Origin of the sequence: Mucispirillum schaedleri ASF457 (assembly GCF_000487995.2) — a bacterium.
Taxonomy (GTDB): domain Bacteria; phylum Chrysiogenota; class Deferribacteres; order Deferribacterales; family Mucispirillaceae; genus Mucispirillum; species Mucispirillum schaedleri.
Window position 1 is genome coordinate 2,287,964 of the sequence record NZ_CP097562.1, and the last position, 14,683, is coordinate 2,302,646.

General features: G+C 27.0%; 13 protein-coding genes. All 13 read left to right on the forward strand.

Features of this window, described 5'->3' with window-relative positions:
* Nucleotides 1-2: 2 nt before the first annotated feature.
* The 13 genes from N508_RS10655 (at nt 3) to N508_RS10715 (ending at nt 14,679) form a co-directional block, all read left to right on the forward strand.
* Nucleotides 3-2,912 carry a D-Ala-D-Ala carboxypeptidase family metallohydrolase gene (locus N508_RS10655; protein ID WP_251930623.1) on the forward strand — a complete coding sequence of 970 codons (2,910 nt, stop codon included), beginning with the start codon at nt 3-5 and terminating at the stop codon, nt 2,910-2,912.
* Between the two features lie 17 nt (nt 2,913-2,929).
* Nucleotides 2,930-3,589, forward strand: coding sequence for a hypothetical protein (locus N508_RS10660; protein ID WP_023275691.1), 660 nt, complete (start codon nt 2,930-2,932; stop codon nt 3,587-3,589).
* Between the two features lie 186 nt (nt 3,590-3,775).
* On the forward strand, nt 3,776-3,973 hold the full coding sequence (locus tag N508_RS10665; protein ID WP_040636838.1) for a hypothetical protein: 198 nt from the start codon (nt 3,776-3,778) through the stop codon (nt 3,971-3,973).
* Between the two features lie 12 nt (nt 3,974-3,985).
* Complete coding sequence (locus N508_RS10670) at nt 3,986-4,387, forward strand: hypothetical protein (protein WP_023275692.1); 402 nt, start codon at nt 3,986-3,988, stop codon at nt 4,385-4,387.
* A gap of 242 nt (nt 4,388-4,629) precedes the next feature.
* On the forward strand, nt 4,630-5,256 hold the full coding sequence (locus N508_RS10675) for a D-Ala-D-Ala carboxypeptidase family metallohydrolase (protein ID WP_076654150.1): 627 nt from the start codon (nt 4,630-4,632) through the stop codon (nt 5,254-5,256).
* Nucleotides 5,257-5,270: 14 nt separating this feature from the next.
* Complete coding sequence (locus N508_RS10680; protein ID WP_023275682.1) at nt 5,271-5,930, forward strand: hypothetical protein; 660 nt, start codon at nt 5,271-5,273, stop codon at nt 5,928-5,930.
* Between the two features lie 67 nt (nt 5,931-5,997).
* Nucleotides 5,998-6,798, forward strand: a complete 801-nt coding sequence (locus N508_RS10685) for a M23 family metallopeptidase (RefSeq protein WP_023275683.1) — start codon at nt 5,998-6,000, stop codon at nt 6,796-6,798.
* A 13-nt stretch (nt 6,799-6,811) separates the two neighbouring features.
* Nucleotides 6,812-7,837 (forward strand): hypothetical protein, encoded by a 1,026-nt coding sequence (locus tag N508_RS10690; RefSeq protein ID WP_023275684.1) that lies wholly within the window; start codon nt 6,812-6,814, stop codon nt 7,835-7,837.
* A gap of 1,050 nt (nt 7,838-8,887) precedes the next feature.
* The gene (locus N508_RS10995) at nt 8,888-9,304 is read left to right on the forward strand and encodes a D-Ala-D-Ala carboxypeptidase family metallohydrolase (protein WP_051350792.1); all 417 of its coding nucleotides are present in this window, start codon (nt 8,888-8,890) and stop codon (nt 9,302-9,304) included.
* Nucleotides 9,301-9,750: a hypothetical protein gene (locus N508_RS10700; protein ID WP_023276140.1), complete on the forward strand. Its 450-nt coding sequence runs from the start codon at nt 9,301-9,303 to the stop codon at nt 9,748-9,750. Before N508_RS10995 ends, N508_RS10700 begins: the two co-directional genes overlap by 4 nt.
* A 66-nt stretch (nt 9,751-9,816) precedes the next feature.
* Nucleotides 9,817-10,008, forward strand: coding sequence for a hypothetical protein (locus N508_RS10705; protein ID WP_143815573.1), 192 nt, complete (start codon nt 9,817-9,819; stop codon nt 10,006-10,008).
* A 40-nt stretch (nt 10,009-10,048) separates the two neighbouring features.
* Nucleotides 10,049-12,469, forward strand: a complete 2,421-nt coding sequence (locus N508_RS10710) for a type VI secretion system Vgr family protein (RefSeq protein ID WP_251930627.1) — start codon at nt 10,049-10,051, stop codon at nt 12,467-12,469.
* 23 nt (nt 12,470-12,492) lie between these two features.
* Nucleotides 12,493-14,679 (forward strand): DUF5675 family protein, encoded by a 2,187-nt coding sequence (locus N508_RS10715; RefSeq protein ID WP_251930629.1) that lies wholly within the window; start codon nt 12,493-12,495, stop codon nt 14,677-14,679.
* Nucleotides 14,680-14,683 lie beyond the last annotated feature (4 nt).

Genomic DNA, 14,683 nt, shown 5'->3' on the forward strand with positions numbered 1-14,683 from the left:
ATTTGAAGTTAGTTAGCAAATATATTCAACAATTTGAGAGAAAAACAATAAAAGTTCGTGATTTCTCTAATAAATATAACATAATTTCTTACAGTGCTATTGATTATATTAATAGAACCATACAAACTACACCATCATCAAAAGCAAAGAAACAGAAGAAACAGCAGACATTAAAACAAAATATAAGAAATGGTGATACAAAGCATTCAAGAGCTTTACAATTGGAAAAAGCAGTAAATAAAAAAATTAGTGATACTATAACCCAGATAAATAGTAGTAAACAATATGCAAAACATTATGAAACATTTGAATTAATATTAACATCAGAAGATGCAAAAGAAATATTTATATTTTTATCAAGAAGATTTCATGGAGACTTAATTAATAGTTTATTATCTGGTAAAAATGGATTAAAAGTATTTAAAGATGGTCAATTAAATGAATATTCTAAATTAATAATTTCTTTTCTATGTGGTCATTATCAAATGCCTGCAAAATTTAATAAATATAATGACCCAACAGACTTTTTTCATAATGCAATAAATAAAAACAATAGTAGATTTTTAACATGGTTTGGTATTCGCTATTATATAGATTTAGTTTCAGCAAGTAAAAATAAACAATATAATAGCTATATCAAACGCAGGTTACATGAAGCAGCATTATTTGAGTTGGTGGAAAGAAAAGAAAATGGAACAATAGATATGTATCAAACATCTAAAGATATATTTACTCATTTAAATATAATATTTAAGTTTATTAAATCAGATGATAATGTTCCATTATATGGTTATAAGAATAAAACATTTTTGGAATTTATTACAACTCATAATTATAGTCACTTAATAGATAAAGTTGCTGCAAATAAAAAAAATAATATATCTTTTTCTACAAATGAAGAATATTCATCTGTTTTTAAAAATGTTACTAAAATTCAGGATTTAAAAAATTGTCTTCATGATAGTATGAGTATTGATGAAAATAAGTATTTTCAATCAATTTTAGATTTTGCAAAACATGATGACATTTTTAAACCATTTTTACTTTATATAAATGAAAAATTCAGCAAGAATATATTAAATATTGGTTTTAAGTTAAATGAGATTTATGTAGTTTCTAATACTAATTTAAAAGATTTTCAAAACCTTTTAAAAAAATATTTTAATAGTGAAAGCACTGAACAGAAGAATATTTTATTAATATCACAATTAAACTGGGGAATGCATCAAAGGTTTGATAATTTATTAGATGAATATGAGCAGCAAACTATAATACTATATTTATTAAAAAATAAAGAGCATGTATTAACAATGGATAATATATCTAAAAACAATTTTAGAATTTTATTATATGATGATAATGAATCTATTAATGCAGTAGTTTTAGCAGGAAAATATACATTAATTAATGATGATAACGATGAAAAAATATTGTATCAGCATGAAGAAAGCAAGGAAATACAGGCAGAGTATTTGCCTAATGAAAATATTTTTACAATAATCCATCAAGAAACTAAAGTATCATTGCGTAACTTTTTCCCTAGTAAGTTTCATGCAGGAATAATCTTATCTAATCAAGAAGAAATAAAAGAAGACCAAACAGCAGTATCTCAAGTTGGAGAGATAAGCATTACAATTGAATTTATACTTGATGAAACAGTAAATACTGGTGAAATAGAAAAAAAGAAATATTACTTATACAATGTAAAAACTCAAGAATTAATAGATGGAATTGTGGAAGTATGTGGAGATACTGCGTCGGCTTGTTTTAAAATAAATGCAGATACTGATGATATATCAAATACAAAATTAATATTTAGTTTTTATAAAAAAGATTTTTCAGATAAAAAAGAAGCTAATATAAAATCACATGATACAATTATATTAGATAAAGCAACTAGGGAAAGTAAAGAGACCACTGTCAATGCATTAATAAATAAAGGTGATATTTCAGGATTTATAAGAGGAGTAGAATTGTTTGAACCAACAAAAGACAATCTCCCAGATATTGACTCTTATATGGAAACAGAATATAAATTTAAAGCAACAACATCTGGTGTAGTTAATACTGATTATATTAAGTGGTGTTATGCAGTATTGACAAACAGTGAGTATAGGGGTAAAGTAAAAATAAGCACTGTATCAGAACAAATATCCCAAACAGGAGAAGAAATTACATTTAAACCAAAAGATATATTAAGTGACAGCAGTAAAAAGAAACTGGAAAATAAAGACATATCAGCAAAATTATATATATTTGCTTATATGAAAAGTCCTGCATATAATACAAAACATGGAAAAACACATAGTGTATGTAAGGTTAAAAGCAATGTAAAAATAGAGGAAAAACTATCAGAACATTTTTCTTTGAGTGAATTAGTTAATACAAGTTATACAGAACATCTTGAAGAGAATAGACAATATGCAATGGAAGAAGATAATTATTTAAAACTTACACAGTTGTGTACAGATATTCTTGAGCCTATAAGAACATATATTAATGGTGGCAATAGTGCTGGTAAAAAATCTATAATAATTACTAGTGGTGTAAGATGCCCAGAACTTAATGATGCAATTAAGGGAAGTAGTAAAACAAGTCAACATATGTTTTGTGAAGCTGTAGATTTTGTTTTAGATGCGAAAGATGAGTCAGAACGAAAAGATAAATTAGTATCATTATTTAAAGATATATATAATAAAAAAGTGGATAATTTAGATATTAATAATATTTATCAATGTATAATAGAAAGAAATAAGAGTGGTTCGTATTGGTTACATATTGGTTTGAAAACACAAAATAGACAAAATCAATCAACTAGTTTTACAGTTATGGTTCAAATTAATAATGATGCAGATTTTATAAAAATAAAATATGATGGGAGTAAAGATTTTTTTACTAAACATAAATTTTAATAATAAGGAGAGAAGTTATGTTAAAATATTTATTAATTCTTTTATTATTGCCTAGTTACTTATATGCGGTAGATTGTGGAGATGGTTATGAATGGAGAGCAAAAGTAACAGTGAAAAATTTCCATGAATATGAAGAATGTATGTCAGAAGCAGAAATTAAAGAAGGTAAAATGTTTACTAATAAAACTTCTATAAGTGATGTCCACAATACATACTTTGTATCTCATAAACAACAAGATGAATGTATTCAACTTAATGAATATTTGGCAGAAGATAATGAAATTTCAACAGGAAAATCTTTTTCAGAGTTAATAAAAATCAAATTTGATAAAACTAAAGCAAAATACGACAAAAAAGAACAAAGATATGTAATGGAAGTTAAATCAAAAAATACTTTTCAACAGATTATATTTTATCCAAATAAAACTATAAAAGAAGCATTTAAGTTGTATAATAAAAATGTTTATAAACTATTTGGTGGTGTTCCTGATAATAATACACAGTTGATTCGTTCTTGGTATGAACCATTTGATTTTTATAGTTGTTTCTGGTATGAAAAAAATAAATTATTTGAAGTAGATGGACCAAATGATTATAGAGTGGATAGAATGTATATGGAAGATAAAACAGGTGTGTATGTTTACCAACAAGATTGTAGTGCAAACGATCTTTTGTAATTTCTTATATATAGTTAGATAGTTTCTTATTAGGTAGCAGTAAAAATTATTGCTAAATAAGAAATGAGTTCTATTTGAATTAGTAACATATGGTAACAATGGAGACAAGGTTATCAATGTTTATGTAGACAATAAAGATAAAGATAGAGATACAGTTATTAAACTAATGGAGAAAAAAATTTAGAATTGGGTGCATCCAAAGTATCTAAACATTGTCTTTCTGATTTTTCAACATTGAATGTTTTAGATATTGGATTGGGTGAAATGAATGATATAGAAAAAGAGAATTGCCGTGAAATTGTTGAAAAATATGAAAAGCAAGGAATATTGAAATTTATTAATGAGAGCAAACAAAATTGCTATCATTTAGAAATATATCAATAAAAGAGGTGTGTTATGAAAGTTTTTTTTATTATTTTTATTGTAATGTTTAGTGTGAATGTGTATGCAGAAGTAAAAACTATTGATTGCAGTGTAAATACTATGGTGGAATTTGGTATATCAGGTGCATATATTAAACATATCAAACAAGAACAAGGTGAAGATGCATTTTATACTATAGCAGATGACCAAAACAACTATTCATCTAATGCTTTAAGTTATGCAGAACAAAATAAAATAAAAATGATATATGTAAATTTATATGAAATAGATACAGTAGTTTTTAAAAATGCTAAACAAGAGTTAAAAGTTCCAACAGAAGGTAATGACTGGACTATATGGCTTTGTGGTAAAGGAAAAGAACCAAAAAAATCAATGATTATTGATGCAGTAGAAAATGCACAAAAATATTTTTAATTTTTATGTGGAGATACTGCGTCGGCTTGTTTTAAAATAAATGCAGATACTGATGATATATCAAATACAAAATTAATATTTAGTTTTTATAAAAAAGATTTTTCAGATAAAAAAGAAGCTAATATAAAATCATATGATACAATTATATTAGATAAAGCGACTAGGTAAAGTAAAGAAACCACTGTAGTAAAAAGAAACTGGAAAATAAAGACATATCATCAAAATTATACATATTTGCTTATATGAAAAGCCCTGCATATAATACAAAACATGGAAAAACACATAGTGTATGTAAGGTTAAAAGCAATGTAAAAATAGAGGAAAAACTATCAGAACATTTTTCTTTGAGTGAATTAGTTAATACAAGTTATACAGAACATCTTGAAGAGAATAGACAATATGCAATGGAAGAAGATAATTATTTAAAACTTACACAGTTGTGTACAGATATTCTTGAGCCTATAAGAACATATATTAATGGTGGCAATAGTGCTGGTAAAAAATCTATAATAATTACTAGTGGTGTAAGATGCCTACCACTTAATATCAAAGTCAAAGGAAGCTCCACAAGTCAACATATGTTTTGTGAAGCTGTGGACTTTGTTTTAAGTGCGAAAGATATGTCAGAACAAAGAGATAAGTTAGTGTCATTATTTAAAGATATATATAACAATAAAGTATCAGGTTTGGATAATAATATTATATCTCAATGTATACTTGAAAAACATCGTTCTTATTGGATACATATAGGTATTAAGAGTAACAGAAAAAGTTTTGATACTGAATTTAGTATTAGTCCAAATACTTCTCCTAGGAAATATATAAAATTTAATGGAGAGGATAAAGAGTTTAATATAAAAAATTTTTAATAATGAGGTATATTATGTATAAAATAATCGTGTTATTTATTATTTTAGTTCCGTTTAGGCTTTATGCTGTAGATTGTGATGGTGATTGGAGAAAAAAAGTAACAAAAAAAAATTTTCATGAATATGAAAAGTGTATGACAGAAGCAGAGCAAAAAGAAGGAAAATTATTCACTACAGATATGAATGAAATTAGTTCTATAGGATATGCTACAACAAATTTTAGAGAAAAGTGTACACCTATAGAAAAATTTTTTGATTCACTTGTTGGTCAAAATCTGCAAAAAGCTTTACAAACTAAATTTAATAAAGATAAAGCCATATATGATGATGAATATAAAAGTTATAAAATGACACTTATAGATGAAAATGCTCAATTAGCTTTTATATCTTTTTTTCAAAAACAAAGTATTACAGATGTTTTAAAAAAATTACAATTAGACCCCTTTTTTGAACCAACAGTTATAACAAAAATGCCAAAAGAAAATACTCAAGTATTATGGACTCATGCTTTAGATCCTGATTATTTTGAACAAACCATGTGTTATACTCCAAATGGTAGCAAAGAATTGTATATAGAAAACTTAGCATTATCAGTTTTAAAAGAAGATAATAATGGAACATACCTATATTTATCATATATTGATGCAGAGGCTTTTTTTAATGAAAGATATTAATATATTTAAACAATTAAACAGTAAAGGGAAGTAATACATATCATCAAAATTATACATATTTGCTTATATGAAAAGCCTTGCATATAATACAAAACATGGAAAAACACATGTGAAATGTGGAGTAAAAAAAGATTTAAGTAATATTCAAATAAGTGATAAAGACTGGCATGACCCATTGGATAAAATGCAGATTGCCATCTTTATGCAAAGTGGTGGTTATGCACCATATTGGTCTGGTTTTGGGCATGTTAGAAATGGCTCTAAACATCAAGGTGTTGATTTATTTGCTGAACCAGGAACAAGAGTATATGCATGTTTGGAAGGGATTGTTTATAGTATGTCAGAGTTGAAAGGATATGGTAAAACAATAATTTTAGAGATAACATCCAATACAGCGATTAATATACTAAAAAAAAGAAAAGAAACTATTAACTATAAATTATTATATCCTAAAATTAAGCATACTGTAAATAATTCAATCATTGATGGTGAACAAGCATTTGGACCAAATTATGATGAAAATAGTAATGTATTTTATATTTATTATGCTCATTTAGATAAGTATGCTACAGATATATCTGTTGGTTCAAAAGTAAAAGTTGGAGATATTATAGGAGCAACAGGAACAACTGGAATTGATGAAACAAAATCTAAACATAAAGGTCCTCATTTACATTTTGAAATTACTACTCAAATAGCAAAAGGATTGACAGGAAGAGTAAATCCTTCTTTTTTTATACAGTATGATATTCCAACAAATACAAAATATACATATAATTCATGTGTTGATTATACTATAATTAAAAAAAATATTAATGATTATTTGCCAATATATTCAAAACAACTTGAATATAGAGAAAATAATTAACAAGGAGTCTTGTATGAAAAAGTTAATATTAATACTAACATTGTTGTTTAGCACTATTGAATTTCAAGCCCATGCGGAGTTGTTTCCAGAGCAGGAATGTCATTTTATTGGAGTTTCACTATTAACTAGAGATAGAGGTGTCAAGAATTTTTTTGATGATACAAATGGAATTAAAAAAATAGAAACAAACGATTTAGGTAAAGCATATTCTATTTTTTTAAATGATATAGATTATGTATATACTAATAAGTATAACAGTAACAGGATAAAAAAATTTTATCATAACTTTCTAACTCACTTACCGAAGAGTGACAAAATTATAAATATTGATATGAAAACAGTATTATCAGATAATATAAAAGTAAAATATGAATTTTCAGAAAATAGTGTTTTGATAAATATTATGATCAACAATAGAATATTTGGCTATATGTCATTTGCAAAAAGAAACAATATAATTTATTTTGAAAAGAACATGTATGATATAGAAGAATTATTATTAAATGATGATTATCTATATCCTAAAGTATCAGTTAGTAATATTTTTAACTGGGTAAAAATACCATGCTATATACTCACAAATAAAATTTCTTGTGTAGACAATAATAAAAATATTGAATATAAATCAAATATTCTAATAGATGTAGGTGGAGACAGATGTGATGGGTTCTATAAAACAAAAATTAGAACTAATTCTATAAAAAAGGCATATGAACTATATTATAAATCCTCAACAACTGATATTTTACTAAATACACTACCAAAAAATAGTACTTCATATGAACTATCAGACGATATGAGTGGCACTTTTTTTATTAAATATATCGTAGAAAAGGATACTGCTTTGGTATATGTAAATAGTGAAAATTTTGGTAGTGAACTTGTTATATTTAAACAATATAAAGATTATGTTGAGGTAATTAGTTTTAATGGCTATAATTTTATAAATTTAGACAATCATCAACTTATAAAAATAAAAAATAATGCCTTAAAATATGACGAACTATTTGAAAATGCGATAAATGATATTTTACAATAATCGTTACATATAATAATTAATCTATCAGAAAAGAGTAAGACAGCTGAACATATATAAATATTAATTATAAGTATTATGGAAAATAATCAGCATCATAGATTTTATGATATATTATCAGATTATTCTAACTACTTTTATAAGCATAAAGATAATGATAAGTTAGAAGCAGAATATATATTAAATGAAAATAAATTTATATTAAGATATGATAAAACAACAGTGATATTATTAAATTATCTTTTATCAAATAATCATTGTGGAATAATCTTATCTAATCAAGAAGAAATAAAAGAAGACCAAACAGCAGTATCTCAAGTTGGAGAGATAAGCATTACAATTGAATTTATACTTGATGAAACAGTAAATACTGGTGAAATAGAAAAAAAGAAATATTACTTATACAATGTAAAAACTCAAGAATTAATAGATGGAATTGTGGAAGTATGTGGAGATACTGCGTCGGCTTGTTTTAAAATAAATGCAGATACTGATGATATATCAAATACAAAATTAATATTTAGTTTTTATAAAAAAGATTTTTCAGATAAAAAAGAAGCTAATATAAAATCACATGATACAATTATATTAGATAAAGCAACTAGGGAAAGTAAAGAAACCACTGTCAATGCATTAATAAATAAAGGTGATATTTCAGGATTTATAAGAGGAGTAGAATTGTTTGAACCAACAAAAGACAATCTCCCAGATATTGACTCTTATATGGAAACAGAATATAAATTTAAAGCAACAACATCTGGTGTAGTTAATACTGATTATATTAATTGGTGTTATGCAGTATTGACAAACAGTGAGTATAGGGGTAAAGTAAAAATAAGCACTGTGTCAGAACAAATATCCCAAACAGGCGAAGAAATTAAATTTAAACCAAAAGATATATTAAGTGACAGCAGTAAAAAGAAACTGGAAAATAAAGACATATCATCAAAATTATATATATTTGCTTATATGAAAAGTCCTGCATATAATACAAAACATGGAAAAACACATGCAGAATTAAGTGCTAAATGTAATTGGAAAAAATATTTTTCTTTGCATGAGTTTGCATGTGCATGTAGTATTTGTAATAGAAATCCAAATACTATACCAAATGGTATGCCACCATTAGAGTTGTTAGAAATTTTAACAGAACTTAGAGAGCATTTTGGACAACCTATAACAATTAATAGTGGATATCGTTGTCCAACACATAATAAAAATATAGGAGGTGCAGAAAAATCTAGACATGTAGTTGGAGATGCTGTTGATATTGTGATAAAAAATAATATAACAGAAAGTGTATATAATTATATTATATCTAAATATGGAAATAGACCATATGGCATAGCAGTAAGTATAAATTCAAACAATAAATATGCAGGTTTTGTCCATATAGATACAAGAGGTGTAAAAGCAAGATGGGCATATAATAGGGCTGGAAACTATCTTGTTAACGGAGGAAATAAATGAAACAATTATTAATATTAGTATTATTTTTTTTATCACCAATATTTATTTTTGCTGAAGATTTAGAAGAAAATAATGAATGTAGAAAATTTTATAAACTTAAGTTACAAGATAATAAGTATTTTAGATATAAACCAAAACAAATCATTGGCTATCCTAATGAAGAAACTTTTGAAAGTACATGGCATATTGACTGTAAAAATAGTAAAGTGTTTTCTACTGGTGGTATATTTGAAAGAGAATATACTTTAGAAAAACATAGATATGATAGTAATAGTAAAGTGTATTTAGTTGATATGTTAGGTGAAGAAGAAGGAGATATTCATAAATATACTTTAAAAATAAAATATATTGATGATGATAAAGCATATATTTATGGTTATTATGATAATAAATTGGAAGATATATACACAAATAATCCTAATAAATATAAGGTAATCGTGAAATAAATACTGTATATAATACATTATTATGATTTATGCATTTTGCATCCAGCTAATTTTTTATCATATAATATGCGTTTAATAAATCAGTTAGACTTAGAGGCAGAATGTATTGAAGTAACAGTAAAAATCAATGAGAAAGAAGTTCCACAATGTATAGTAACAGGTGTAGGGTTTATAAGCCCAAGCAGTGATAATTTACCAGAACAATTTGATTTTATGTCAGCAGAATATAAAGTAAAGGCTATTACGAAAGATGTATAAGCCAGTAGTAAAATTAAGTGGTATTATGGGGGGATTGCTTATGTCATCATCTAATCAAGTATCAGAGTTAATCTTTACAGGCAGGGAAATAGATAACTATAAATTCCGAGTAGTAGAAGCCAGGATATTAGAGCGCTTAGATTATCCCTTTGAAATAGAGTGTATATGCTATTATGAAGGCATAATCAACAAGCCTGATGAAAAAACTGGTGTAAGTAATCTAATAGATAGAAATATTCGTCTTTATTTGAACGACCCATCCTATACCAATAATAAAAATCGTCCATTACAAAGTAAACTTTTTATAGGAGTAGTAAGTGAGATAATTTATTTAGGCAATAAGGAACTTCCGTCCAATTATTCTACAAATAATAAATATTATTACCGTTTTAAATTAAATTCCCAGTTAATAAGATTAAGCTATAATAGAGCATACAGAATATATAACAATAAAAGTGTGTTAGAAGTATTAAATCATTTATTTGAAAGGTCAAGAGGACCAATAACCGTTCAGATAGATTTTTCGCGAGTTCAGAATTATTTTCCAGTAGAAGAGTATATAACCCAGTATAATGAAAGTGATTTAGATTTTTTATTACGACTATGCAGCAGATATGGTATATATATATCTGAAAGTGATAAAGGCATTAATTTTTATGATTCAGTATATAAGGCAGATTTCAGCACAAGTAATAATGAATATGTTAATGAAGAAGTAAGTAAACATGTAATGTATCCTTATAACCCATCCAGTGATAATTATTTATCAAGCCACTGTATATCAAGCATAGAGTATGGAATAAGAGGAAGAAACTTATGGAGTATCTTCAGCACATCAGAATCCAGTAACCCATCAAGACATCAAGCAGGTATCAGTGAAAATTACTGGGATACAAGGGAGATAGATAACCGAGATAAAGTAACAACTTATGCATCAAATATAAATAATTATCACCCAAGTTTTACTAATATAAATTATCAAAATGGTTTACAGTTTCAAGCCACATTAAATGTATTAAGTAATCATATAGAATCATTGAATATAAAAGCCAGAAGCAATATATTAGAGTTAAATACCAATGATGTAATAACGATAACTAATATAGAGGGCAGAGAATCAAGTTATAAGATAATCGGTATAGTTCATTATTATCATGATAAAAGTGAGCAGGGCGGCAGAATATTAGAGCATGAGCCGTCTTTATATTCGATGTATAGCAATGAATTATCATTAATCCCCAATACAATGCCTTATGCAATGAAAGTAATAGAGAAACCACGAGCTTTAGGTATTACGACAGGAGTAGTAACAGGCAATAGTGAAGATATAAACAGTGAAAGAAACAGTATAGTAGTAGATGATTATGGCAGAGTAAGAGTTCAGTTTGCCAGTAATGTTGTTCAGGGCAGATATGATGAGGAAGTATTCAGCGGCAAATATTTATTTACACACAGCTGTTATTTAAGATATACCAGCCCTGCTGCCAGCAGCCATTCAGGATTTATCTCAGTTCCTCGTGTAGGAGATGAGGTAGTGGTAAGTTTTATAGACGGCGACCCCGACAGGCCAATAATCACAGGCAGTTTATATAATCATGAAACTCCATCACTTATTCAAAATGAGATACTGGTGAATAAACATAAGACATCTTTATCCTCAAAAACAGTGGGATTAAATGAGAGAGGCAGAAATGAGCTTACAATGAGTAATCTTCCTAATAGTGAAGAAATCTATTTGAAAGCAGAAAGGGATTATAAAGAGTTAGTGCAGAATGACTATGAGCAGAGTATCTTAAATAACAAGACAAGCAAAGTAAGCGGCATTCATAATGAAAGTATATTACAGTCACATATCCAGAATATAGCAGGTTTAAAAGATGTGAATGTAGGCGGCGAATATTTAACAGTAGTAGCATTAAGCAAGGATACAGCAGTAGGGTTATCTAATACCTTAAATGTGGGTGCAGAAAATACACTTCGTGTAGCAGGAGACAGCAAAGAAAGTGTAGGCAGGGATAAAAATGTAAATGTGTCTGGAGATTATAATATTGGAATAGGTAATAGTTTAGTTCATAATGTTAGAGGTAAGGTAACCTTTAAATCAGCAGGACATTATGATATAGTATCAAAGAAAGAAATTAATCTGGTATCAGACTCTCAAATAAATACTCATGCACTAGAAAATATAAGTATAGATAGTGAGGAATCCGTATCAATGTATGCAGATGACTGCATATTAATAAAAGCTGCTGATTTATACATAGATACTAGTTCTTGTGTAGAGATAAATTCTCAAGCAGGCACAAAAATATTTGCTGAACAAGAGTTGAATATTACATCTGGAGAAAGCAGTATAATTTTGGATGAGAATGGTATTGCGTTTAAAAGTAAAGGTATTGAGTTTTCTATATCTGAAGATGGTATATTGATTAAAGGCTGTAAATTGCGTATAAAAGAATAGGATATATATGTGGAGAATAAAAGATGTCAGAAAAATCTGAAAATTATGAATTACAATTTGTAATTAAAGACCATATGACTAATGAACCGATTACATCAGCAACAATACAGTTATATTCTAAAGAAGATAGTTCCTTTAAAAAAGAAATTACCATATCAACGGTTGAGGGGACAGGTACAATAAGTATAGAAGCAAAAGATGCAAGAAAGAAACTATATATAAAATTATTGAATAATGATAATTACTATTCTACACCGTATCCAGACGAGCATCTTCCTACATATGCAATATGTTATCGCAGAGGCAAAATACAGCAAGTCAGATTTCTCCCAAAAAGTGTTATTGTAGGTGTTTTAAAGGCTTATGGTAAGCCAATTACTTCATTGTTCAGCAGTGAATCGGAATATTTATCTAATAGTTCGTTTGAAACAATAACAATATCCAAAGAACAAACAATCACTTTAAAAGCATTTTTAATATCTAATAAAACATCAAGCGGTAAAGTAAATAATAATAAAAGATATTTTTTGAATAACAGCGTAACAGAAGAACAGATTTCAGAAAGTATACATTGGGCGTTTAGTATAACGAATAAGGTTTCTGGATTTTCAAAGAATAGTCCTGTAGATATTGAGTCTTTATCATCAAACGGAGTATTTAACAGCATTGAAGAAATAAATGATAATACAAATATCTATAAATTAATGAAATCTGGTGAAGAGATAACGGGTCATACAATAAATTTTACTTTATCCGATATAATGTCAGAATCACTGTTAAGATATAATGAATTATTTGACAACTATTATATTGTGTTTTATGCATATGCATTACTGGATGATGCTAAAGAGGCGGTATTGTATTATAATTCCTACACAGATGGATTACCGTTAATAGAGTTGAAACTGGTGTTGAATAAATATTCTATGTTATTTGACGGCTATAATTTGGAATTATATGAAAATGGTAAATATATAGATGGCTATGATGCAAGATTAACCAATAATGGTGCTTTAGTTAAAGATATATTTAGTGTATCCAATAGTGTTAATGTATATGGTTTGGATAATTTATATAGATGTGAAGCAAAATTAGTATCTAAGATGGTAGATAATGAGCTTCGCAGAGTGCTGTATTTAAGAGCATATTCAACATCAAATGAATCAAATGATGAAGCTGCTGATTTTATAGTAGATAATATAAATTTAATTGATTTGGAAAATCAGTTGAACACAAAAAAATCTAAAGAGAATATATATAATAAAGTGATACATATCTCATCAATAGACTATATAAAGTTATGGCATAAAATTCAGTTTCAAAATGATATATTAGTCAAATTTATGTATCAACCAAGATATGTAATAGAAGTAACAAGATATAAAGAAGTGTATAATGATGATTTATTGGATAATTATATTAAAAAACGCTTTGGAGCAACATATGGAGTATTTGCAGTTTATGTATATATTAATGGAGAAAAGTTTTTATTTGACAGTATAATAGATGTTTATAATAATTATGCAGTGCATCATAATGAACAAATAGATGCATATAATGAAGAAATTATGAAAAAATATCCACAAGATTATACAAGTAAATTAAAACCCAATTCATTAAAAAAGACTGTTATCAAAGATAAAAAAGTAAGTAAAAGTATTATAGGTATTATAGAAGACTATATTAAAGATATGAGTAATCATGTATTTATAAAATCTGATATGCGTAAAAAAAATTTACAAGATAACAACAGTTATGCTTTATTAACATACGGAGGCTACACAATGGAGCCATCTGGACCAGATACTATAACAGAGGAGGTAAAACGCAGAATACCAGAAGGGCATTATAAGGGAATTTTTCATTATAGTGTTCCTCTATACAAGAAAAATACCTTGAACTTATATAACGATACCGTTCATTCCAAAAGATATATTTTACTTCATGCCGGAGGCCGTTATATTGAGTTTACTACAGGATGTGTTCTTATATCAAGAGAATCATATGAAACGGGAAATAACTATACAAGTAATGATTTAAGAGGAGATACGAAATACGAAACTCCAACAATGAATATACTAAAATCATTAGATATTTTATACACAGCGATTTATGAGCATCATGTCAGCAATGGGCAGAATCTCCACTATGAAACAGATTTATCAAAATATATTTCATGTGTTATAAGAAATAAAATAAACAGGGGGTAAGACC

What these genes read in the sequence shown, in the direction of transcription:
- N508_RS10660 (WP_023275691.1), top strand. Translation starts at nt 2,930, where the DNA reads ATGTTAAAATATTTATTAATTCTTTTATTATTGCCTAGTTACTTATAT.
- N508_RS10670 (WP_023275692.1), top strand. Translation starts at nt 3,986, where the DNA reads ATGAAAGTTTTTTTTATTATTTTTATTGTAATGTTTAGTGTGAATGTG.
- N508_RS10675 (WP_076654150.1), top strand. Translation starts at nt 4,630, where the DNA reads ATGAAAAGCCCTGCATATAATACAAAACATGGAAAAACACATAGTGTA.
- N508_RS10680 (WP_023275682.1), top strand. Translation starts at nt 5,271, where the DNA reads ATGTATAAAATAATCGTGTTATTTATTATTTTAGTTCCGTTTAGGCTT.
- N508_RS10685 (WP_023275683.1), top strand. Translation starts at nt 5,998, where the DNA reads ATGAAAAGCCTTGCATATAATACAAAACATGGAAAAACACATGTGAAA.
- N508_RS10690 (WP_023275684.1), top strand. Translation starts at nt 6,812, where the DNA reads ATGAAAAAGTTAATATTAATACTAACATTGTTGTTTAGCACTATTGAA.
- N508_RS10700 (WP_023276140.1), top strand. Translation starts at nt 9,301, where the DNA reads ATGAAACAATTATTAATATTAGTATTATTTTTTTTATCACCAATATTT.
- N508_RS10705 (WP_143815573.1), top strand. Translation starts at nt 9,817, where the DNA reads ATGCGTTTAATAAATCAGTTAGACTTAGAGGCAGAATGTATTGAAGTA.
- N508_RS10710 (WP_251930627.1), top strand. Translation starts at nt 10,049, where the DNA reads ATGTCATCATCTAATCAAGTATCAGAGTTAATCTTTACAGGCAGGGAA.
- N508_RS10715 (WP_251930629.1), top strand. Translation starts at nt 12,493, where the DNA reads ATGTCAGAAAAATCTGAAAATTATGAATTACAATTTGTAATTAAAGAC.